The sequence below is a fragment of the Kitasatospora sp. NPDC028055 genome (assembly GCF_040637885.1).
Taxonomy (GTDB): domain Bacteria; phylum Actinomycetota; class Actinomycetes; order Streptomycetales; family Streptomycetaceae; genus Kitasatospora.
Genome location: NZ_JBEZXE010000030.1, coordinates 89317 through 111254 on the forward strand (window position 1 = coordinate 89317; position 21938 = coordinate 111254).

Here is a 21938-nt window from a genome sequence, read left to right on the forward strand (position 1 = left end):
CCGTCCGTACCTTCTGGCTCCGTTCCCCCGGCCCGGGGTCCCCGCGATCCCCGTGCTTCCCGTGATCCCCGCGATCCCTGTGGTCCCCTTGCTTCCCCTGCTGTCCGTGTTCCCCGTGAATCCCTTGGAGGAGGTGCCGTCGTGCACACCCTGACCACCGTCGAGTTCCTGGTCCGGCTCGCCACCGGCGTCGCCTGCGGCGCGCTGATCGGCATCGAGCGCCAGTGGCGGGCCCGGATGGCCGGCCTGCGGACCAACGCCCTGGTCGCCGCCGGTGCCACCCTGTTCGTCCTGTACAGCGAGGCGGTCGGCGACACCGGCAGCCCCACCCGGGTCGCCTCCTACGTGGTCTCCGGCATCGGCTTCCTCGGCGGTGGCGTGATCCTGCGCGACGGGGCCGGCGTACGCGGCCTCAACACCGCTGCCACGCTGTGGTGTTCGGCCGCGGTCGGGGTGCTGGCCGCCTCCGGCAAGCTGGAGCTCGCCGCCCTCGGCACCTTCGCGGTGCTCGCCGTCCACCTGGTGCTGCGCCCGGCCGGCCGGCTGCTCGACCGCTCCCCGCAGTCCGGCAGCGACCCGGACTCCACCGTCCGGGCCACCGTCCACGTGGAGTGCGACCGCAAGTCCGAGACCCACATCCGCGCCCTGCTGCTCCAGGCCCTGACCGCCTCGGGCCTCGCCCCGACCGGCCTGCGCGCCCGCCGCACCGAGGAGGGCGACGCCACCAGCCTGCGGGCCACCGTAGCGATCGGCGGGCAGGTGGCCCCCGCGCTGGAGCAGGTCGTCAGCCGGCTCTCGCTGGAGCCCGGCGTCCGGGACCTGCACTGGCACCTGGACGACGAGTCGGACGACCCGGGCAGCCCTGCGCTCGCCTGAGCACGCCGAGGTAGTAGAACGGACGGACCGTCACGCATACCCCCCCGGAGGCCGTCCGATGCTGAAAGCCGACCCCGAGCACGGACCGTTGGTGCCGATGCTGCTGGTGCTGACGCTGGTCACCGGGGTGGTGGACGCGGTCAGCTACCTGGAGCTCGGACACGTCTTCGTCGCCAACATGACCGGCAACGTGGTCTTCCTCGGCTTCGCCCTGGCCGGTGCCCCCGGCCTGTCCGCCACCGCCTCGCTGGCCGCCCTGGCCGCCTTCGTGCTCGGCGCCCTGGCCGGCGGCCACCTGGCCCGGCACCTGCCCGGCCACCGGGGGCACCTGCTGACCGCCGCCGTCGCCGCCCAGGCGGTGCTCCTCGCCGCGAGCACCGTCCTCGCGGCCGTGCTCGGCCACGGCTCCGACCCTGCCCGCTACACCCTGATCGGGCTGCTCGCCCTCGCCATGGGCGGCCAGAACGCGGTGGTCCGCTCGCTCAAGGTCCCCGACCTCACCACCACCGTGCTCACCATGACCATCACCGCCCTCGCCGCGGACCGCACCGGACTGCGGCGGCTCGCCTCGACGGTGTGGATGTTCGCCGGGGCCCTCCTCGGTGCCGTACTGGTCCTGCACGCCGCCGTCCCGGTTGCTTTGGGCCTGGCGCTCGCCCTGCTGGTCGCGGTGGCCGCCCTCACCCACCACGCCGCCAAGCCCGTCCCGGCCCCGGCCTGGACGGCGCGCCGCTGACGGCTCCGGACCTTGCTCGGCCCCCCTGAACGGACGGTGACGTGAGCGGACCGGCCTCGATCACTCCTCCCGGCGGTGCCCGGCGCGGCCGCTCCAGAGCGGCTCCAGCCGGGCCCACTCGGCGGTCCAGCCGGCCTCGGCCCGGCGGTTGAGCGCGCTCAGGCGCAGCCGCAGCGCGAAGGCGATCAGGGCGGACAGCGCGAGCAGCGCGCCGGCGCCGGTGCAGGCCGCGGAGACGGCGAGGGCGGCGCGGTCGAGCGGGGGATTGGCGGGGTTGCCGGCCGGGTCGACCCAGACCTGGACGACGCCGCCGACGGTGGGTGAGCCGGAGGCCTCGACGGTGCCGGTGTGCGGGGTGGCCCCGGGGTAGGTCCAGGCGGCCTCGACCTCGACCTGGTTGCCGTAGCCGCCGGAGAACCGGCTGGTGGGGGCCGAACCGCGGTTGGGCCCGGCGGTCACCACAGCGTCGATCCGGTGCAGCCGGGTCCGGTTGGTGTCGGCCTGCGGGGCGGTGGCGCGGAAGAGCAGCAGCGCGCCGCCGACGGAGAGGGCGGCGGCCAGCAGCCCGCCGACGACGGTGAGCAGCCAGGCGCGGGCGCGGGACCGGTCGAGCGGACGGGCCAACGGTTCGTGCCGGGCACCGAAGGCCCGCCGCAGCTGACGGCCGGTTCGCCGCGGGAGCGACGCCGATCGGGCCGGGCGGGGTGTGCTGGACACGCTGAGGTCTCCTCAAGGACGCGGGCGCGTACGGGGTTTCGTTACCCAATCTCCACCCGACCGCCCCCCTCGCACAAGACCGGGGTGTGCGCGCGGTGCCGGTCCACCCGGTTCGACCCGATTCGCCCTGGCCGAGCCCTGGCCGAGCCCGCGCGAAGCCCTGGCCAAGCCTGGGTCAAGCCCCGGACCACCAGGCCCGCCGGGCCCGGTCCACCCGGGACGTTCGGCCCTCGGCAGCGGCCGCCGGGCCGGGCAGGCTGGACTCCGGCCGCGCCCTCCGTGCCTGGGTGCGGCCCGGGTCCGGCGACCGTGGGGGTACCGGGCCGTGCCGCGGCGGAGCAGGGGGCGGCCGTGGGGGCCGCCTCCTGCCCGCCCCTGTCGAGGAGTTGACGTTCCACCAGGTCAGCGGCTTGTTCTCGGCGGATATACACTCGGTGTATATCCCTGGTGTATGGTCCTCCGCATGAGTGTTCCTTTGACCCTCCTCGGGCTGCTGGAGCGGGAGCCGAGCCACGGCTACGACCTCAAGCGCGACTACGACTCCCTCTTCGGCCGGGGCAAGCCCCTCCCGTACGGCCAGGTCTACGCGACCCTCGGCCGACTGGCCCGCGACGGCAAGGTGATGGCCGGTGAGGCCGAGCCGGGCGACGGGCCCGAGCGCAAGCGCTACGTCATCACCGAGACCGGGGCGACCGAGTTCGAAACCTGGCTCCAGGAGCCGGTCGCCCCCGAACCCACCCTGCAGTCCGTGCTGTTCACCAAGGTGGTGCTGGCCCTGCTGCTCGGCCGTGACGCCGAGCTGTACCTGGACACCCAGCGCGCCGCCCACCTGCGCCGGATGCGCGAACTCACCGAACTGCGCCGCACCGGCGCCCTGGTGGACGCCCTCCTCGCCGACCACGGCCTGTTCCACCTGGAGGCCGACCTGCGCTGGATCGACCTCACCGCCGCCCGGCTGGACGCGCTCGCCGCGGAGGTGCGCGCATGAGTGAACGGAGTGAGCGAATCATCAAGAGGTGCGAGTTGCGCGAAGCGCCCGCCGAGCGAAGCGAGGCGGGCGCATGAGTGCCGTCATCGAGGCCCGCGACCTCGCCCTCGCCTTCGGCGAGACGCCCGCCCTGCGCGGGGCGAGCCTGTCCGTCCGGGCCGGCGAGGTGCTCGCCGTCATGGGCCCCAGCGGCTCGGGCAAGTCGACGTTACTCCACTGCCTGGCCGGCATCCTGGTGCCCGACGCCGGCGAGGTGCTGTTCGACGGGCAGCGCCTGGACCGGATGAGCGAGGCCCAGCGCAGCGCCCTGCGCCGCGACAAGTTCGGGTTCGTCTTCCAGTTCGGCCAGCTGGTACCGGAGTTGACGGCCGAGGAGAACGTGGCCCTGCCGCTGCTGCTGAACGGCGTCCGCCGGGGCTCCGCGCTGGCCCAGGCCCGCCCCTGGTTCGCGCGGCTCGGCCTGGACGGCCTGGAGCAGCGCCGCTCCGGCGAGCTCTCCGGCGGCCAGGCCCAACGCGTCGCGCTGGCAAGGGGGTTGGTGGCCCGGCCACGGGTGCTGTTCGCCGACGAGCCGACCGGCGCGCTGGACTCGCTGACCGGCGAGCAGGTGATGGAGCTGATGGTCGCCTCGGCCCGCGAGCAGGGCACCACCGTCATCCTGGTCACCCACGAACCGCGGGTCGCCGCCTACGCCGACCGCGAGGCGATCGTCCGCGACGGCCAGGCCCGTACGCTCTCCACCGGATCGGTGGCCCCGTGATCCGCTTCTCGCTCCGCCTGGCCGTCAGCGGCGGCCGGGAGGCCGTGGCCCGGTTGCTGATGATCGCTGCGGCGGTGGCGATCGGGGTCGGGCTGCTGCTGTCGGTGCTCTCCAGCATCAACGCGATCGACCGCAGCAACGCCCGGCAGACCTGGATGAACACGGGTGCCAAGGGCGCGACCGCGGCAGCCCCGGCGGACCCGCTCTGGTGGCACGCGCGGATGGACTACTACCAGGGGAACAGCGTCTTCCAGGCCGAACTCGCCCCGACCGGTCCCCACCCGCCGGTGGTGCCCGGCCTGAGCCGGCTTCCCGCGCCAGGCGAGTACTACGCCTCCCCGGCGCTCGCGAAGCTGCTGCGCGAGACCCCGGCCGTCGAACTGGGCGACCGCTTCCCGGGCCGCCAGGTCGGCACCCTCGGTGAGGAAGCGCTGCCCTCCCCGGACACCCTCGCGGTGGTCATCGGCCGCACCGCCGACGAGGTCCGGGCGATGCCGCGGGCCACCACCGTCACCAGCATCGCCACCACGCTGCCCACCGACTGCGAGTACGGCTGCTACGGCGCCGGCGTGCACGGGGACGCGCTCGTCCTGGTGCTCACCGTGGTGGCCGCCGCGCTGATCTTCCCGGTGCTGATCTTCATCGGCACCGCCACCCGGCTGTCCGTCGCCACCCGCGAGCAGCGCTACGCCGCGATGCGGCTGGTGGGGGCCACACCGGGCCAGGTGTCGGTGATCTCGGCGGTGGAGTCCGCGGTGGCGGCGGTGGCCGGTACGGTCCTCGGCTTCGGCCTGTACTTCGCGTTGAGGCCGCTGGCGGCCGACGTGCCGTTCACCGGTGACCGGTTCTTCGCCACCGATCTCTCGCTGAGCCTGCCGCAGGCCGTCGGTGCGGCGCTGGGCGTGCCGCTGGCGGCCGCGCTCGCCGCCCGGTTCGCGCTGCGCCGGGTCACCGTCTCGCCGCTCGGGGTCTCCCGCCGGGTCACCCCGAAGCCGCCGAGCCCCTGGCGGCTGGCGCCGCTGGTGGCCGGTCTCGCCGAGCTCGGCTACTTCGTCGGCGACCACCCGAAGACCACCGACGGGCAGTCCCTGGCGTACCTGACCAGCTTCGTCCTGGTGATGCTCGGTCTGGTGATCGCCGGTCCCTGGCTCACCATGGCCACCGCCCGGGCGGTGGCCCGGCGGACCAGTCGGCCGGCCTCGCTGATCGCGATGCGCCGTCTGTCGGACGATCCACGGGCGGGCTTCCGCTCGATCGCCGGCCTGGTGCTCGCCCTGTTCGTGACCACCGCGACCCTGGGCATCATGACCACCATCAACCTGAACCGGGGCTCGCTCGACGGCGCCCCCGAGGTCCGCAAGGCGGTCGTGGCCACCCCGCTGCTCGGCCCGGAGCGGTCCGCCGTGCTCCCCTCGGTGCCCGACGGGGTGATCGCGCGAGCCCGGGCCGTCCCCGGCTTCGAGGGGATGGCGCTGCTGCACGACAACCCGGCCGGGATCGGTGCGTCACGGTACGGCCGGGAACGGACCGTGCCCGTCCTGGTCCGCTGCTCGGAACTGGCGCAGATCCCCGCCGTCGGCCACTGCGCCCCCGGGGCCGAGGTCGCGGCCGTCGACCGGAACGGTGTCCTGGACCTCCAGGCGCACCCGGAGAAGGAGTGGCCGGCGGCGCCGCTCTCCGCCGAGGAGGCCGCCGCCCTCCCGGTGTTCATCGTCTACGCGACCACCGACGACTCCCAGGCGGCCAAGGAGCAGCTGCGGACCCTGTTCACCGAGGCGTTCCCGGCGTACGTGACCAGGATGGCCGACGACTACTCCTCCGAGGGGCAGCGGAAGCTCCAGGGCTGGCGGCAGCTGGCCAACGTGGTGCTGCTGACCACCCTGCCGGTCGCCGGGTGCAGCCTCGCGGTGAGCGTCGTCGCCGGACTGTCCGACCGCATAAGGCCGTTCGCGATGCTCCGGCTGACCGGTGCGCCGCTGCGGCTGCTGCGCCGGGTGATCGGACTGGAGAGCGCGCTGCCGCTGCTGGTGGTCTCGGCGCTCGCGATCGGGACGGGCTTCGCCGCGGCGGCGATGTTCCTCAAGTCCCAGATGGACTACGCCCTGGCCTCGCCGGGCCTGACGTACTACGGACTGACCGGCTTCGGTCTGGTCGCCTCGCTGGGCATCATCGCCTCGACCCTGCCGCTGCTGCGGCGGATCACCGGGCCGGAGGCGGCACGCAACGGCTGAGCGCGGTAGTCGAGTTGACCGCTCCGCCCGGTGCCTCGTCGGGTGGCCCGTCGGGTGGCCCGTCGCTTGCCCTGTCGGGTGCCTCGTCGCTTGACTCCGCCGGTTGCCCCCGTCGCTTGCCCCGTCGCCCGCGCTCAGCGGGCGACGGGGTAGCCGTGCGTCGCGGGCCGTACCGCCGGGGCATACTGCGACAGCCAGCTGCCGAGCACCAGCGCGGACGGGTAGAACATCGGCTCCGGGAGCGCGTCCACCGGGAAGCGCTCCCAGCCGGCGCACGCGTGCGGCTCGGTGACCACGGCCTCGGCCAGACTCGGCGGCGCCAGCACGGCGGCCGTCAGCCGGGGCCGGCCGAGCTCGTGGTCCAGGTGCACGGCGAGCACCCGCATCCGCTCGGCCGGCAGCACGATCCCGGTCTCCTCGGCCAGTTCGCGGGCCGCGGTCCGCTCGAAGGACTCACCCGGGTCGACCTTGCCGCCGGGCAGGCTCCAGGTCGGCGGTTCGCCGGCCGTGGTGCGGCGGCCGACCAGCACCCGGCCGTCCCCGGTGGGCACGATGATCCCGGCGCCCAGCACCGGTGCGGTCGTCACTTCGCCGTCAGCTCCTTCGGGTGGTCACCAGTTGCCGCGCTCGTAGTCCTTGAGGAAGCAGCCGTACAGGTCCTCGCCGGCCTCGCCGCGCACGATCGGGTCGTACACCCGGGCCGCGCCGTCGACCAGGTCGAGCGGGGCGTGGAAGCCCTCGTCGGCGAGGCGCATCTTGTCCGGGTGCGGCCGCTCGTCGGTGATCCAGCCGGTGTCGACGGCGGTCATCAGGATGCCGTCGGACTCGAACATCTCCTGGGCGCTGGTGCGGGTCAGCATGTTCAGCGCGGCCTTGGCCATGTTGGTGTGCGGGTGGCCGGCGCCCTTGTAGCCGCGCTGGAACACGCCCTCCATGGCGGAGACGTTGACCACGTACTTGCGGCGGGACGCCGAGGCGGCCATCGCCGGGCGCAGTCGGCTGATCAGGATGAACGGCGCGGTGGAGTTGCAGAGCTGGACCTCCAGCAGCTCGACCGGGCCCACCTCGCTCACGGTCTGCACCCAGCTGTTGGTGGGCGCGAGGTCGGGTACCAGGCCGCCGGCGTCGATCGCCGTCCCGGCCTCGATCCGGGCCGGGGTGGCGGAGCCGGTGACCAGTGCGAGCGAGGTGACGTCCTCGGCGGCCAGCCGCTGCTCGCCGCCGCCCGCCTGCTGGGGGAGGGCGGGCAGGTCGACGCTGCCGCTGTTGAAGCGGCCGATCGTGGTGGCCTGCGGCAGCTCGCCGGCGGGCAGCGGGGCGGACTCGGCGTTGACCAGCTCGCGGTAGGACTCCGGCGGGCGGCGCACGGTCTGCGCCGCGTTGTTGATCAGGATGTCCAGCGGGCCGTCGGCGGCGACCTCGTCGGCCAGGGCCATCACCTGGGCGGGGTCGCGCAGGTCGATGCCGATGATCTTGAGTCGGTGGATCCAGTCGGCGCTGTCCGGCATCGCCGTGAAGCGGCGGATCGCGTCGTTGGGGAAGCGGGTGGTGATGGTGGTGTGGGCGCCGTCGCGCAGCAGCATCAGCGCGATGTACATCCCGATCTTGGCCCGGCCGCCGGTGAGCAGCGCGCGCTTGCCGGTGAGGTCGGTCCGGGCGTCCCGGCGGGACCGGTTCAGCACGGCGCACTTCTGGCACAGGTTGTGGTAGAAGGCGTCGACCTCGACGTACCGGGTCTTGCAGGTGTAGCAGGAGCGCGGGCGCTCCAGGATGCCGGCGATCTCGGTGGTGGTGACGGTGGTCAGGCCGAAGGCGCCGGCCGTCTCGTCGTCGATCCGGGTCGGCGCGCCGGTGGCGGTGCGGGCGGTGACCTCGCGGTCGTTCGCGGTCTTGCGGGCCCGGGTCTCCTGGCGGCGGCGCTGCTTGAGCGTCCGGAATATGCCGCCGACGGCCTGGCGCACGGTGATCGCGTCCGGGTGGTCGACGTGCAGCGTGTCGAGTTCGGCGAGCACCTCCAGGCAGAGCTTCAGCCGCTCGGGGTCGAGGCCCGGACCGTAGTCGATCTCCTCCTCGCCTTGACCCTGCTCGATGTCCATCTGCTCGATGCTCACGCCCGCTGCTTTCCCGATCGCCCCGCCGTTACCGCCTGAATGCTACGGGAGCGGCCCAGGCCGGGGCGAAAGCCGGAGCTGGGAGCCGGGCCTTGGAGGATCGCACATGTCTACGCGCGGAGCATTGATCATGCTTTGTGTGCACACCCAGCAATGCTGCTCGAACTGGCATTTGCCCCCACCCTCACGGACAATCGAATGCTGGGTGCCGGGCGCCCGAGTGCGCCCCGGCGGCATCGCCGCAACCGCACCCGAGGTGTACCTTCCCCCAGCCGGAGAGCCCCCTTCATGCGCTTCCTGAACGACCTCAAGCCCTCGTACGACCTGACGTACGACGACGTCTTCATGGTCCCCAGCCGTTCCTCCGTGGGCTCCCGGCAGGCCGTCGACCTCTCCTCGAACGACGGCACCGGCACCACCATCCCGCTGGTCGTCGCCAACATGACCGCCATCGCGGGCCGCCGGATGGCCGAGACCGTCGCCCGCCGCGGCGGCCTGGTCGCCATCCCCCAGGACATCCCCACCGAGGTCATCGCCGAGGTCATCTCCTGGGTCAAGCAGCGCCACCTGGTGGTCGACACCGCGATCACCCTCGCCCCCGGCGCCACCGTCGCCGAGGCCCTCTCGCTGCTGCCCAAGCGCGCCCACGGCGCCCTCGTGGTGGTCGAGGACGACAAGCCCGTCGGCGTGGTCACCGAGTCCGACTGCCAGGGCGTCGACCGCTTCACGAGCCTCGCCGACGTGATGTCCCGCGACCTGCTGCTGCTCGACGAGGGCCTCGACCCGCGCACCGCTTTCGACAAGCTCACCGAGGCGCACCGCAAGCTCGCCCCCGTCGTCGACGGCGAGGGCAAGCTGGTCGGCCTGCTGACCCGCAGGAACGCGCTGCGCGCCACCCTGTACACCCCGGCCGTGGACGCGAACGGCAAGCTGCGGATCGCCGCCACCGTCGGCATCAACGGCGACGTTGCGGGCAAGGCCAAGGCGCTCATCGACGCCGGCGCCGACGTGCTCGTCGTCGACACCGCGCACGGCCACCAGGAGAGCATGATCAGCGCGCTGCGCGCCGTGCGCGGCCTGGACCCGCAGATCCCGATCGTGGCCGGCAACGTGGTCTCCGCCGCCGGTGTCCGCGACCTGGTCGAGGCGGGCGCGGACATCCTCAAGGTCGGTGTCGGCCCCGGCGCGATGTGCACCACCCGGATGATGACCGGCGTCGGCCGGCCGCAGTTCTCCGCCGTCCTGGAGTGCGCCGCCGAGGCCCGCCGGCTCGGCAAGCACGTCTGGGCCGACGGCGGCGTGCGCCACCCGCGCGACGTCGCCATGGCGCTGGCCGCCGGCGCCTCCAACGTGATGATCGGCTCCTGGTTCGCCGGGACCTACGAGTCCCCGGGCGACCTCCAGACCGCCGCCGACGGCCGTCAGTACAAGGAGAGCTTCGGCATGGCCTCGGCCCGTGCCGTCAGCAACCGCACCGCCCAGGACTCCTCCTACGACCGGGCCCGCAAGGCGCTGTTCGAGGAGGGCATCTCGCACTCCCGGATGTTCCTCGACCCGGCCCGCCCGGGCGTCGAGGACCTGATCGACTCGATCGTGGCCGGCGTGCGCAGCTCCTGCACCTACGCGGGCGCCAACACCCTGGAGGAGTTCCACGAGAAGGCGATCGTGGGCGTCCAGAGCGCGGCCGGCTACGCCGAGGGCAAGCCGCTGCACTCCAGCTGGGCCTGATCGGGCCGGCGGGCTAGCCGAGCCGGTCGAGCCCGCCCGCGTCCGTACCGTCGGCCGTCCGGTTCCTCGCTTCGGGGAACCGGGCGGCCGCGGCCGTTCCGGAGCCCGGCCCGCCCTCGCTGTGCCGGCCGTCGTGCCCGGTACGGCCGTCGGGGTCGGTACGGCCGCTGTGCTCGGTACGGCCGTCGGGGTCGGTACGGTCGGTGCGGCCGCTGTGCTCGGTACGGCCGTCGCGGTCGTCGTACGGCACCAGTGGGAGCAGCAGCGCGTGGCCGAGCAGCCCGACGGAGCCGTCCAGCATCGTGGCGAAGGCCCGGGCGGCGGCCGGGAGCCCGCGCAGCTCCCAGAGCGCCTGGACGGCGGACCAGGCCCCCTCCCGGGCGGCCTCGACCGACCAGGCGCCGAGCAGGTGGGTGAGCGGCTCGGCGCACCCGGGCAGCTCGGGCCCCGGCAGCAGCTGCTCCCGGACCACCGACTCCACCTCGGCCAGCACCCCGTTGATCCGGTGGTAGTCCTGTTCGACCCCGGCCGGTGCGCAGCCCCGGCGGTGGCACAGCTCCACCACCGCGAGCGGCAGGTCGTGCTGGATGTGGGCGTTCATTCCAGCCAGCGCGAACTGCAGCGGGTGCACGCCCGGGTGGGCGCGCAGCGCGAACAGCGGCCGCCAGCAGGCGGGCGGGTCCTGCCCGGCCGCGTCGGCGGCCACGGCCAGCAGGTACCGCCCGGCGAACAGTGCGTCCAGCTCGGCCAACGCCGGCGGGTCGGTGAAGTACCCGTCCGCCAGCCGGTCGCGGACCGCCTCCGTGACGGTGAGGTAGAGGCGGTTGAACACCGCCACCCCGTCCGCCAGGGGCAGGGCCGCCGCGATCTCCCGCAGCCGTCCGACCACCTCCTCGACCGACGCCGGCGTGCGGGCCGCAAGCGTGGCGGCCGTTGCTGCAGGAACTGTTGCGGCAGGGCCTGTCGCTGTGCTGGGCATGTGCCACCCTCCGATGCGGATCGTGCACTGATCGCATCATCGTGGCAGCGTGGTGACAGGCCCGGCGGTCGCGGCGCGCGTCCGCGGAGCCGGTGTCACACGTTCAGGCCGTCCCCACCGCAGTGGGGTGCAGACTTGGTCGTTGCTTTGTGCTGACTTTACCTATGCCCCACCTCCTGTCATGATCCCGAACGTGATCAACCGTCGTACCCTGATCGCCGCGCTCGCCGCGGCCCCGGCCCTCAGCACCCTCGGCGCCGTCGTGGGCAGCACCCCCGCGAGCGCCGCCGACCAGTACCCCTCCAACACCGCGCTGTACTCCGACCCGAGCCTGGTCGAGGGCGTCGACTACGGCCGCCGCTACCGCCGGCACCTGATCGACGACCAGAGCCCGCAGGGCCGTCCGGCGTTCATCCGGACCACCGTCATCGCCCCGCACGGCGGCGGCATCGAGGCCGGCACCTCCGAGCTGTGCCTGGCCGTCGCCGGATACCACCCCGCCGACCTCGCCCCGACCCCGGCCGCCGGGCCGGTGCACGACTTCTGGATGTTCGAGGGCCTGCGCCCCTCCAACAACAGCGCGCTGCACGTCACCTCGACCCACTGCGACGACACCGTGGTCCGGGCGATGTGCTCCGGCAGCCTCAACGTGCTCTCGCTGCACGGCTGCACCACCGGCCAGGCCGGTCTGGAGGCGGGCGCCCGGGCGGTGCTGGTCGGCGGACTGAACTCCACCCTCCGCCAGTACCTGATGGAGGAGTTCGGCGCAGCGGGCATCCGCGCCGTCACCGCCACGGCGGACGAGGAGATCGCCGGCGTCTCTCCGGAGAACATCTGCAACCGCAGCATGCTCGGCGCAGGTGCCCAGCTGGAGCTGACCACCGAGCTGCGGGCCGCGATGTTCGCCCCCGGGAAGAACACCCGGGCCGAGCGCGCCGCCAACACGCTGCCCCTGTTCTGGAGCTTCGCGACGGCCGTCCGGACCGCGATCCAGCGCCTGGAGGCGACCCAGCCCATCCTCTGAGCAGCGGACACGGTGCGGGCCGTGTCGCGGCCGGGCCCGGCCCGGCCCGCCACCGGCCCGCCCCGCACCGGCCCCGGCCCGCTCTGGACCGGCCCGCCGGCCGTCAGCCCAGCTCGTACGCCAGCACGTAGGTGTGGGCGCCGGACGCGTCGACGGACAGCCGGAACTCGCCGGTGATCCCGGCCAGCTCACCCGCCCCCGTGCCCGGCACCACGCGTATCGTCACACCCGTGGTGTCCCAGGCCGCGTGCTGCAGCACGAACGAGCCCTTGCGCCCGTCCAGTTCGCCCGTCACGTGCTCCACCGCGACGTACGAGGCCGGCCCGCCCGAAGCGTCGCCGACGGACAGCATCCGCACCTCGCCGCGACCGCTCAGCCCACCGGTGAAGGTCTTGGCGATCCGCACCCGCCCGAACGCCGCGCCCTCGCGCTGCTCCGTCTCCACCGGCTCGAACGCCGTCACCTCGAACGACCCACTGACCTCGGCCATGACACGCTCCCCTCGTCCGTCCTCAGGCGCCGTCGACACACGCCGCCCGGCACGCACTCCGACCCCGACGGTCGACTCCGGCGACCGTGCGTGAAGCGTTGCACACGCCACTGACAATCGCGTCCGCAGCCGCCTCCCGCACTCCCGGCGCCCCCGCCTCAGTGGTCCCAGCGCAGGGCCAGCAGGGCCGCGTCGTCCGCCAGCCCGGCGTCCCCGACCCAGCCCCGGACGTCCGCCAGCACGGCGTCCAGCAGGTCGGCGGGGCTGCTGCCGTGCAGCCCGGGCAGCCGCTCCGCCAGCGGGTAGAACCGGCCCTCGGCGTCCCGGGCCTCGGACACCCCGTCGGTGTGCAGCAGCAACAGGTCGCCCGGGCCCGGATCGAAGCGGCTGGTCGAGTAGTCCTCCCCGGTCAGCTCGCGCAGGCCCAGGGGCGGCGCGGGGACGGCCGGCGCCAGTTCCTCGACCCGGCCCGCCCGGCGCAGCAGCGGCGGCGGGTGGCCGCAGTTCACCACCCGCACCGGCTCCCGGCCGGCCGGTACGTCCAGCAGCAGCGCGGTGGCGAACCGGCCGTCGCCCGGCCGCGCGGTGAGCGCCGCGTCCAGCCGCTCGGCGAGCCGCCCGGGGTCGGGCTCGGTGCGGGCCGCCTCCCGGAACACCCCCAGCACGTCCGCGGCCGTCTCCACCGCCGGGAGCCCGTGGCCCTGCACGTCGCCCAGCAGGATCCGCACCCCGAAGCGGGTCTCCACCACGGCGTACAGGTCCCCGCCGATCCGGGCCTCCGCGGTCGCCGCGACGTACCGCACGGCCAGCCGCAGCGGCCCGATCCGTTCGGCGGGCGGCCGCAGCAGGGCCCGCTGGGCCGCCTCGGCCACCGTCCGGACCTGGTACAGCTGCCGCTCCCGGGCCGCCACCAGCACCACACTGGCGGCACTGGCCAGGGTCGCCGCCAGCACCGTGACCGGCACGCTGATCCGCACCGACAGCGGCAGCTGGGTGTTGTCGGACTCCAGCGCGCCGACCGCCAGCAGCGCCGCCGCGCCGACCAGCAGCGGCACCCGGGCCTTGCGGGTGGTGGCCCCGGCCAGCACCGGGGCCACCGCGAGCAACGGGGACAGGGTCGCTCCGGGGCCGATCGCCAGGGCGGCCACCACGGCGGCGACCAGCAGGACGAGGGCGCCGTACAGCAGCAGCCGGGTCCGCCGTGGCAGGTGCAGCGGCGGAAGCCCGTCCGGGCCGTCGGCGCTCACGCGTTCTCCTCCAGTGGTCGGGAAGCTCCAGGGCCCGAGGGCCTTCGAACCACTTTCCCCGCCCCGCCCCGGGTCAGCACCTCGGCGCGGGGGCGCACCGGCGGCGTGCCGGTGCTCGGACCCTCCCGGCACCTCACCCCGGGGGCGGCCGGGGCGCGCACTAGGCTGGGCCGGGAGATGAGACGCAAGAACCGCCGCCCGGCCTCCCCCCTCCCGCAGCGCCTCGGCGTGGACCCGGTGCACCTGCGGCTGCCCCTGGAAGGCGACTGGCCGACCGTCCGGGAGTACCTGGTCGAGCGGCTGCCCGCAGTGGCGGCGGCGCGGATCGACGTTGCGCTGCGCGCGGGCGAGATCGTCGGCGAGCAGGGCCCGGTCGCCCCCGACGAACCGTTTCGCCCGGGCGCGCACCTGTGGTTCTACCGGGACCTCCCGGCGGAGGTGCCCGTCCCCTTCGAACTGGTGGTGCTGCACCGCGACGAGCACCTGGTGGTGGTCGACAAGCCGCACTTCCTGGCCACCACCCCGCGCGGCCGGCACGTCATCGAGACGGCGCTCTCCCGCTTGCGGCACGCCCTCGACCTGCCCGCGCTCAGCCCCGCCCACCGGATCGACCGGCTCACCGCGGGCCTGGCCATGTTCGTGGTCCGCCCCGAGGACCGCGGCGCCTACCAGACGCTCTTCCGCGACCGGCAGGTGCGCAAGGAGTACCGGGCGGTCGCCCCGTACGACCCGGACCTGGCACTGCCGCGCACGGTGCGCAGCCACATCGTCAAGGAGCGCGGGGTGATCGCCGCCCGGGAGCTCGACGCGCCGCCGAACAGCGAGAGCCGGATCGAGCTGCTGGAGCGGCGCGACGGCCTCGGCCACTACCGGCTGCGGCCGCTCAGCGGGCGCACCCACCAGCTGCGGCTGCACATGAGCGGCCTCGGCGTGCCGATCCTCGGTGACCCGGTCTACCCGGTGGTGCTGCCCGAACCGGCCCCGGACGACTTCCGGCGACCGCTGCAACTGCTGGCCTCGACGGTCGAGTTCACCGATCCGCTGACGGGCCGGGAGCGGCGCTTCGAGAGCCGCCGCACGCTCGCCGCGTGGGACGACCCGTCCGGCTGGGCGGCCGGGGGCTGATCTCCTGTCGGGGGTGCGGGCCGTCTGGGCCGACCGGCTGACGGGGGTGCGGGCGACCAGGGTCCCGGTCCTAGGTCCGGCTGGCGGTCTAGGACGAACGGAGGGCCGGGTCCCGGTCCCGGGGGCCGATCCGCGGCCCGCCCGGTGGCGCGATGGTTGGGCCATGAACGCAGCGCAGCACACCGATTCCGCTCCCGTCGCCCTGGTCACCGGTGCCTCCCGCGGCCTCGGACTGGCCCTCGCGCGCGCCCTCGCCGCCGAGGGCTGGCGGCTGGTGATCACCGCCCGGGGCGCGACCGCACTCGCCGGGGCCGCGGCCGAACTGTCCGCCCTGACCAAGGTCGTCGCCCTGCCGGGTTCGATCGTCGACGACGACCACCGGGCCCACCTCGCCACGGCCGCCGACCGCCTCGGCGGCGCGAGCCTTCTGATCAACAACGCCGGTTCGCTCAACGGCGCCGCCGCGCCCGGCGGCGAACCGCTGCCCCGACTGGCCGACTTCCCGCTGCCGGACCTGCTGGAGCTCTTCGAGGTCAACGCGCTCGCCCCGATCGCCCTCACCCAGCTCGTCCTGCCGCAACTGCGCGACCACGCCGGGGCCCTGCTGAACATCAGCTCGGACGCCGCCGTGGAGCCCTACCTCGGCTGGGGCGGCTACGGCGCCAGCAAGGCCGCGCTCGACCAGGCCACCGCCGTACTCGCCCGGGAGGAGCCGGAGTTGCGGGTCTGGGCGGTCGACCCGGGCAGCATGCGCACCGAGATGCTGCAGGAGGCGAGCCCCGGGGAGGACATCTCCGGCGAGCCGCTGCCCGAACAAGTCGCCCCGCTGCTGCTCGACCTGCTGCACCACCGTACGCCGTCCGGCCGCTACCGCGCCGAGGACCTGGCGGCCCTTCCCGCCCCCGGTCCCGCCCCCGCCTCCGCCCCTGCCCTCGGTCGGGGCGGGCGATGACCGGCCTGGCCGCCCTGGGCCTCGACGTGACCGTCCCGCCCGAACTGGCCGCCCGCGCACCGGCGGAGGCCCGCGGCACGGCCCGGGACGGTGTGCGGATGCTGGTCGGCCGGGGCGACACCGGCGGCGTCGAGCACCGCCTCTTCACCGAGCTGCCCGAGGTGCTGCGCCCGGGCGACCTCCTGGTGGTGAACAACTCGGCCACCGTCCCGGCCGCCCTGCCGGGCCGACTGCCCGACGGCAGCCCGGCGGCGCTGCACCTGTCCTCCGCCCAGCCCGACCGACAGGGCTCCCACCTGGTCGAGTTGCGCCGGTCGGTGCCGGGCGCGGCCGCGGCCTACTACCCGCCGCAGGAGTCCCCGGCCCACCCCGGCCTGCGGGTCGCCCTGCCGGCGGGCGGCGCGGCGGTACTGGTGCAGCCCTTCACCGCCCGCCTCTGGTACGCCGAACTGTCGCTGCCCGCACCCCTGTTGCCGTACCTGGACCAGCACGGCCGGGCTATCCGGTACGGCTACGTGGACCGCGACTGGCCGATCGAGGCCTACCGGACGGTCTTCGCGACCGTCCCCGGCAGCAGCGAAATGCCCAGCGCCGCCCGTCCGTTCACGCCGGACACGGTGGCGCGGCTGGCCGGTCGGGGCGTGCTGGTGGCGCCGGTCACCCTGCACACCGGGGTGGCCTCGCCGGAGGCGCACGAGGCCCCGTACGCGGAGCGCTTCCACGTTCCGGCGGCCACCGCCCGGCTGGTCGGCCACGTCCGGGCCGAGGGCGGCCGGGTGATCGCCGTCGGCACCACCGTGGTCCGCGCGCTGGAGTCGGCGGTCGCGCCGGACGGCACGCTCCAGGAGGCGGACGGCTGGACGGAGTTGGTGATCACCCCGGAGCGCGGGGTGCGCGCGGTGGACGGCCTGCTCACCGGCTGGCACGAGCCGCTCGCCTCGCACCTGCTGATGCTGGCGGCCGTCGCGGGCCGCCCGCTGCTGGCGGCCTGCTACCGCGAGGCCGTGCAACAGCGGTACCTGTGGCACGAGTTCGGGGACGTCAACCTGCTGCTGCCGAACTGAGGCCGTGCTGCTGCCGGGCTGAGCCGGTGCCGCGGCCGACTGCCGGTCGGTCGGCCGGGGTTCAGGCCGGCAGCGGTTCAGGCCAGCAGGGTCCGCGCCACGTGGTCGGTGTCCAGGTACTCGCGGACGGCGGTGATCAGCCCGTTCTCGACGGTGAACACGCCCAGGCAGTGGTTCTCGTAGCGGGCGCCGTTGGCGGCCGTCCCGACGGCGGTCCACTCGGCCACCGCCTGGGGGCCGTCGGCGAGGACGCCGGTGAGGGTGAGGCTCGGCAGGCCGTCGGAGGCGAAGAGGGTGCCGACCTGGCCGAGGAAGTCACCGAAGATCTCCTGCTTGCCTCGCCAGGTGCGGGAGAGCGCCAGGTTGCCCGGGTAGGTCCAGGTGGCGTCCTCGGCGAACAGGGCCACGGCGGCGTCGAGTTCGCCTGCGGCGAGCCGGGTGACGTACTCGGTGACGACGGTGCGGGCATCGTTCTGCGGCATGCTGGGCTCCTGGGGCTCGTCGTGGTCCGTCCGGTCGGGGCTCCCCGGCCGTGGCACCAGCAAAGCCCCGCGGCCACCCCGGCGGCCAACAACCCCCGGCCCGGGCCGACAACCCGCGGTTGTTCACGCAGGCGGGGGGAAGTCCGGCGGCAGTTCCAGCTCGAACCAGACCACCTTGCCGTCCCCGGTTCGGCGACTGCCCCAGCGGTACGCCAGCTCGTTGACCAGGTGGATGCCGCGGCCGCCCTCGTCCTCGTTGTGGGCACGCCGTATCCGGGGCGTCTCGCTCTCCCGGTCGGCGACCTCGACGGTGAGCACCCGGTCGCAGAACATCCGCAGCTGGACGGGCGACCCGGCGTGCACCAGGGCGTTGGTGATCAGCTCGCTGGTGAGCAGCTCGGCCCAGTCGGCGAGGGAGGCCAGGCCCCACGCGGTGAGCGTCTCGCGGGTGAAGCGCCGGGAGTGGGCGACCATCGCGTGGTCGCCGGTCAGCGGCAGGGCGGCGATCCGGTCGGCGCCGGCCGGGCGGACCTGCGCCATGATGACGGCGATGTCGTCCTCCGGGGTGCTGCCGGTGAGCCGGGTCAGGACGACGTCGCAGGTCTGCTCCAGCGAGCGGCGCCGGTCGGCGACCGTGCGGCAGAGCAACTCGAGCCCCTCGTCCAGGTCGTGACCCCGGCGCTCGACCAGTCCGTCGGTGTAGAGGGTCAGGATGGCCTGCTCGGGGAGGGTGAACTCGACGCTCTCGAACGGGACTCCACCCACGCCCAGCGGTGCACCCGGCGGCAGTTCGAGCAGGTGGGCGTTGCCCTCGGTGTCGGCGACGACGGGCGGCAGGTGACCGGCGCAGGCGGCGGTGCAACTGCGGTCCGCCGGATCGTAGATCACGCAGACGCAGGTCGCGAACTGTCCTTCGCCGAGCGCCGCGGTGGCCTCGTCCAGCCGGTGCAGGACCCGCACCGGGTTGAGCTCCAGGGTGATCAACGTCCGTGCCACCGTCCGTAGTTGGCCCATGGTGGCGGCGGCCCTGATGCCGTGGCCCATCACGTCGCCGACGATCAGGGCGACCCGGCCGGAGGACAGCGGCACCACGTCGAACCAGTCGCCGCCGACCTCGCTGACCACACTGCTCGGCAGGTAGCGGTAGGCCAGCTCCAGGCCGAGGGTGCGGTGGATCTCCTGCGGCAGCAGGCTGCGCTGGAGGGTCAGTGCGGTGTCCCGCTCCCGCCGGTAGAGCCGGCCGTTGTCGATCGCCAGCGCGGTACGGGCGGCCAGCTCCTCGGCCAGCGAACGGTCCGCCGGGCCGAACGGCGCCGGATTGTGGGTGCGGACGAACTCCGCGCCGCCCAGCACCAGTCCGCGCGCCACCAACGGCACCATCAGGTACGAGTGCACCCCGGCGGCCAGCCCCGGCTCCACCCGGTCGGGGGAGGCGACGATCCGCCGCAGTTCCTGCTCCGTCACCTCGGAGACCAGGATCGAGCGCCGGGAGCGCAGGCTCTGCGCGTACACCTCGGCCGACTGCGAGGTCGCGCCGACCTGGTCCGCGGCCGCCGTCATGCTGCCGTCCGGCGCCGACTCGCCGACCGCCACCGCCCGCATCAGCACCGGCCCGTCCCTCGGCACCGGCCCGGGCTCCTCGCCGCCGAGCACCGCGTCGCGCAGGTCCACCGTCACGAAGTCGGCGAAGCGCGGGATCACCACCTCCACCAACTCCCTTGCGGTGCGGTGCAGATCGAGCGTGGTGCCGATCCGGTTGCTGGCCTCGTTCAGCAGGCCCAGCCGCTGCTGGGCGGCCCAGGCCTCGTCCAGCGCCCGCTGTCGGGCGGCGGCCGCGTCCCGTTCCCGGGTGAACAGCAGCGCGTTGTCGATCGACACCGCCGCGCGCACGGCCAACTCCCCGGCCAGCGCCAGGTCCTCGTCCTCGTACGGGCGCTCCACCAGGGTCCGGTAGAAGCCCGCCACACCGACCGGATTACCGCGCGCGATCAGCGGGACGACCATGAACGAGCGCACGTTCTGCTCCCGCACCGCGGCCGTGCGGACCGGATCGTCGGCGAACCAGGCCAGCCCCTCCTCGTCCATCCGCGGCACCAGCACCGGCCTGCGGTGCGCCAGGCTCCACGCGTACGGCGAACCGGGCAGGAAGCGGTGCACCCCGCCCAGCCGGGCGATCGGCGCCAGGGTGGAACCGCTCACCGAGTGGAACGCCATCCGCCGCAGCAGCGCCGAACCGTCCGCCGGGGCGCGCGGCTCCCGTTCGCCCCGCACCAGCTCCTCCAACACCTCCACCACCACCGTGTCCGCCAGCCGGGGCGTCGCCACCTCGGCCAACTCGTGGGCGGTGCGGTCGAGATCGAGGGTGGTGCCGATCCGGGCGGAGGCCGTGTTCACCAGCGCCAGCCGCTCCTGCGCGGCCTTCGCCTCGCGCAGCGCCTGCTGCCGGGCCAGTACCGTCTGGTGCTGGCGCAGGTACAGCCGGGCGTTGTCGATCGCGACGGCCGCGCGCGACGCCAGCTCGTCGCCGAGCGTGATGTCCGCCTCCGCGAAGGACTCCCGCTCGCCGCGCCGCGAGTAGACCACCATGCCGAGCGTCGTGCCCCGGGCCACCAGCGGGGTGATCCGCACCGAGCGCGGCCGGTCGCCCAGGAACGCCCGGCGACGGCTCTCGCTGAGCGCGTCGGCCAGCGGCGACAGCTCCCAGGACGGCACCACTACCGTCCGCCCGGTGATCAGCGCCCGGGCGTACGGGGAGTCCGCGGGCAGCTCGTACACCGAGTCCACCGGCAGCGCGTCGGCCGGGTACAGCGGATCGGTGGTGGCCAGCGCCAGCCGGCGCACCAGCTGGGCCTCGTCCGGAGCCGGCGGCTCGACGTTGCGCCCGGCGATCAGCGCCTCCAGCGCGAACACCCCGCTGATGTCGGCGACCCGGGGCACCATCGCGTCCGCCAGCTCCCGGGCGGTCTGCCGCAGGTCCAGCGTGGTGCCGATCGAGGCGGTCGCGTCGACCAGCAGCGACAGCCGCTCCTGCGCCTTCGCCGCCCGGGCATCGGCCCGGTAGCGCTCGGTGACGTCGATGACGGTCGCGCTCACCCCGAGCACCCGCCCGCTCCGGTCCGCCAGCCGGAAGTACGAGGCCGACCAGGCCCGGTCCCGCCGCGGGTCCCCGGGCGTACGGCCATGGGTGCGGAAGTCCACCACCGGCCGGCCGGTCGCCAGCACCTGCCGCATCACCGCCTCGGACTCGTCGCCGTTGATCCCGGGCAGCACCTCGGTGAGCCGGCGGCCCAGGTGCTCGGGCACGGCCAGGCCGTTCGACACCGCCAGGGCCTCGTTCAGCCGGACGTAGCGCAAGGCGGTGTCGAACACCGCCATGCCGACCGGGGACTGGGTGAAGAACCCGTCCAGCACGGCCAGGTCCGCCTGGATCCGGCGCAGCGTCGTCACCTCCGACGCCACCGCCAGCACCAGCGGCTCACCGCCGGGCCCCCGGACCGGATGCGTCCGGAACTCCAGGTTCACCAGGTGCCCGTCCCGGTGCCGCACCGGGAACACCCCGGACCACTCGCGGCCCGCCAGGATCTCCCGGAACAGCTCCAGCACCTCCGGCCGGTGCTCGTCCGAGGTCAGCAGCCGGGCGGCCTTCGCCCCCACCGCCTCGTCCGCACGGTAACCGAGCAGTGCCTCCGCGTCGCCGCTCCAGTGCAGGATCCGCCCGTCGGCCTCGATCAGCGCCGTGGCGATCGGCACCATCAGCAGGGCGCCCTGCTGCGGCTCCCCCCGGCGTTGCGCGTCATCGTCCACCATGGCCAGAGAACCGCCCGGAGCTCGTTCCCACCAGCCCTGCCATCCTCGCACGCAGCCCCCACGCCCCGCCCCTCGTGGCCCCGCACCCGGCCGGGCCGGGCGCGCGAGTGGGTTGAACCCGCTCCGGCACCGGACATCACCCCCGGCCCCGCCCGGGGCAGCTACGCGACGCCCCGTCGCCCACGCACGCCCCAACCACCCGTAGACCCTCCATGCCCGACGATTCACCAACCCCACCGACGCGGCCCCCCACTCGCGGGCCGGGCCCTGCACAGAAAGTCGGCGGCCCCGACTTCCTGCATCGTCGGCCCGGCTTCGCGGCAAGAAACGTCGGCCGGACCGACGTCCTGTGCGGTCTGCGTCCCTGCCGAGCGGGCAGTAGCCGCGCGCACGGGTTGCCCGGCGTGTATTCGGTGGCTGTGAGTGGGAAGTCGACGGGTTCGACTTCTTGTGTTGGTTGCGGCGGGGCCAAGTGGCCTTTCCAGCGCCAGGTGGCCGGTTGGCCTGCGTAAGAAGTCGGCGGGTTGACTCTGCTGGCGAAGTATTTGATCTAGGTCAGGCTCAGGCTGCCGTTGCGATGCCGTGTTGGGTGCAGAGTGCGTGGATGCGGGTGGGACGGCG

Annotated in this window: 18 protein-coding genes; 10 read left to right on the top strand and 8 right to left on the bottom strand. The window is 74.3% G+C overall.

Annotated features, from left to right (window positions below; genetic code table 11):
- Positions 1-141: 141 nt before the first annotated feature.
- Together AB0F71_RS26170 and AB0F71_RS26175 are read left to right on the top strand one after the other, a co-directional pair.
- Positions 142-876 carry an MgtC/SapB family protein gene (locus tag AB0F71_RS26170; protein ID WP_360238666.1) on the top strand — a complete coding sequence of 245 codons (735 nt, stop codon included), beginning with the start codon at positions 142-144 and terminating at the stop codon, positions 874-876.
- Positions 877-934: 58 nt separating this feature from the next.
- The gene (locus AB0F71_RS26175; protein ID WP_360238668.1) at positions 935-1612 is read left to right on the top strand and encodes a YoaK family protein; all 678 of its coding nucleotides are present in this window, start codon (positions 935-937) and stop codon (positions 1610-1612) included.
- Positions 1613-1672: 60 nt separating this feature from the next.
- Here AB0F71_RS26175 and AB0F71_RS26180 read toward each other — a convergent pair whose 3' ends face one another.
- A complete protein-coding gene (locus tag AB0F71_RS26180; RefSeq protein ID WP_360238670.1) occupies positions 1673-2329 on the bottom strand; it encodes a hypothetical protein in 657 nt (218 codons plus the stop codon).
- Positions 2330-2792: 463 nt separating this feature from the next.
- Between AB0F71_RS26180 and AB0F71_RS26185 the strand changes: the two genes are divergently transcribed.
- From AB0F71_RS26185 to AB0F71_RS26195, 3 genes are all read left to right on the top strand, one after another.
- Positions 2793-3317: a PadR family transcriptional regulator gene (locus AB0F71_RS26185; RefSeq protein ID WP_360238672.1), complete on the top strand. Its 525-nt coding sequence runs from the start codon at positions 2793-2795 to the stop codon at positions 3315-3317.
- Between the two features lie 73 nt (positions 3318-3390).
- Positions 3391-4077 (top strand): ABC transporter ATP-binding protein, encoded by a 687-nt coding sequence (locus AB0F71_RS26190; RefSeq protein WP_360238674.1) that lies wholly within the window; start codon positions 3391-3393, stop codon positions 4075-4077.
- The gene (locus AB0F71_RS26195) at positions 4074-6308 is read left to right on the top strand and encodes an ABC transporter permease (RefSeq protein WP_360238676.1); all 2235 of its coding nucleotides are present in this window, start codon (positions 4074-4076) and stop codon (positions 6306-6308) included. The genes AB0F71_RS26190 and AB0F71_RS26195 overlap by 4 nt, the downstream gene beginning before the upstream one ends.
- 134 nt (positions 6309-6442) lie before the next feature.
- On the opposite strand, the gene AB0F71_RS26200 is transcribed toward AB0F71_RS26195, so the two are convergent.
- Together AB0F71_RS26200 and AB0F71_RS26205 are read right to left on the bottom strand one after the other, a co-directional pair.
- On the bottom strand, positions 6443-6895 hold the full coding sequence (locus tag AB0F71_RS26200) for an NUDIX domain-containing protein (RefSeq protein WP_360238678.1): 453 nt from the start codon (positions 6893-6895) through the stop codon (positions 6443-6445).
- A gap of 24 nt (positions 6896-6919) precedes the next feature.
- Positions 6920-8404: an SDR family NAD(P)-dependent oxidoreductase gene (locus tag AB0F71_RS26205; protein WP_360238700.1), complete on the bottom strand. Its 1485-nt coding sequence runs from the start codon at positions 8402-8404 to the stop codon at positions 6920-6922.
- 303 nt (positions 8405-8707) lie between these two features.
- On the opposite strand from AB0F71_RS26205, the gene AB0F71_RS26210 reads away from it, so the two are divergent.
- Positions 8708-10147: a GuaB1 family IMP dehydrogenase-related protein gene (locus tag AB0F71_RS26210; RefSeq protein WP_360238680.1), complete on the top strand. Its 1440-nt coding sequence runs from the start codon at positions 8708-8710 to the stop codon at positions 10145-10147.
- Positions 10148-10160: 13 nt separating this feature from the next.
- Here the strand turns inward: AB0F71_RS26210 and AB0F71_RS26215 are convergent, their stop codons facing one another.
- On the bottom strand, positions 10161-11036 hold the full coding sequence (locus tag AB0F71_RS26215; protein WP_360238682.1) for a DUF5995 family protein: 876 nt from the start codon (positions 11034-11036) through the stop codon (positions 10161-10163).
- A 283-nt stretch (positions 11037-11319) separates the two neighbouring features.
- On the opposite strand from AB0F71_RS26215, the gene AB0F71_RS26220 reads away from it, so the two are divergent.
- Positions 11320-12150, top strand: a complete 831-nt coding sequence (locus AB0F71_RS26220) for a poly-gamma-glutamate hydrolase family protein (protein WP_360238684.1) — start codon at positions 11320-11322, stop codon at positions 12148-12150.
- Between the two features lie 103 nt (positions 12151-12253).
- Here AB0F71_RS26220 and AB0F71_RS26225 read toward each other — a convergent pair whose 3' ends face one another.
- Together AB0F71_RS26225 and AB0F71_RS26230 are read right to left on the bottom strand one after the other, a co-directional pair.
- Positions 12254-12640, bottom strand: a complete 387-nt coding sequence (locus tag AB0F71_RS26225; protein WP_360238686.1) for a DUF3224 domain-containing protein — start codon at positions 12638-12640, stop codon at positions 12254-12256.
- 158 nt (positions 12641-12798) lie between these two features.
- A complete protein-coding gene (locus tag AB0F71_RS26230; protein WP_360238688.1) occupies positions 12799-13887 on the bottom strand; it encodes a PP2C family protein-serine/threonine phosphatase in 1089 nt (362 codons plus the stop codon).
- A gap of 177 nt (positions 13888-14064) precedes the next feature.
- Between AB0F71_RS26230 and AB0F71_RS26235 the strand changes: the two genes are divergently transcribed.
- From AB0F71_RS26235 to AB0F71_RS26245, 3 genes are all read left to right on the top strand, one after another.
- A complete protein-coding gene (locus AB0F71_RS26235) occupies positions 14065-15012 on the top strand; it encodes an RluA family pseudouridine synthase (RefSeq protein ID WP_360238690.1) in 948 nt (315 codons plus the stop codon).
- A 163-nt stretch (positions 15013-15175) separates the two neighbouring features.
- On the top strand, positions 15176-15964 hold the full coding sequence (locus AB0F71_RS26240; protein ID WP_360238692.1) for an SDR family NAD(P)-dependent oxidoreductase: 789 nt from the start codon (positions 15176-15178) through the stop codon (positions 15962-15964).
- Positions 15961-17028, top strand: a complete 1068-nt coding sequence (locus tag AB0F71_RS26245; RefSeq protein ID WP_360238694.1) for an S-adenosylmethionine:tRNA ribosyltransferase-isomerase — start codon at positions 15961-15963, stop codon at positions 17026-17028. Before AB0F71_RS26240 ends, AB0F71_RS26245 begins: the two co-directional genes overlap by 4 nt.
- 77 nt (positions 17029-17105) lie before the next feature.
- Here AB0F71_RS26245 and AB0F71_RS26250 read toward each other — a convergent pair whose 3' ends face one another.
- Both AB0F71_RS26250 and AB0F71_RS26255 read right to left on the bottom strand, forming a co-directional pair.
- On the bottom strand, positions 17106-17510 hold the full coding sequence (locus tag AB0F71_RS26250; RefSeq protein ID WP_360238696.1) for a nuclear transport factor 2 family protein: 405 nt from the start codon (positions 17508-17510) through the stop codon (positions 17106-17108).
- A gap of 123 nt (positions 17511-17633) precedes the next feature.
- The gene (locus tag AB0F71_RS26255) at positions 17634-21317 is read right to left on the bottom strand and encodes a SpoIIE family protein phosphatase (protein WP_360238698.1); all 3684 of its coding nucleotides are present in this window, start codon (positions 21315-21317) and stop codon (positions 17634-17636) included.
- Positions 21318-21938 lie beyond the last annotated feature (621 nt).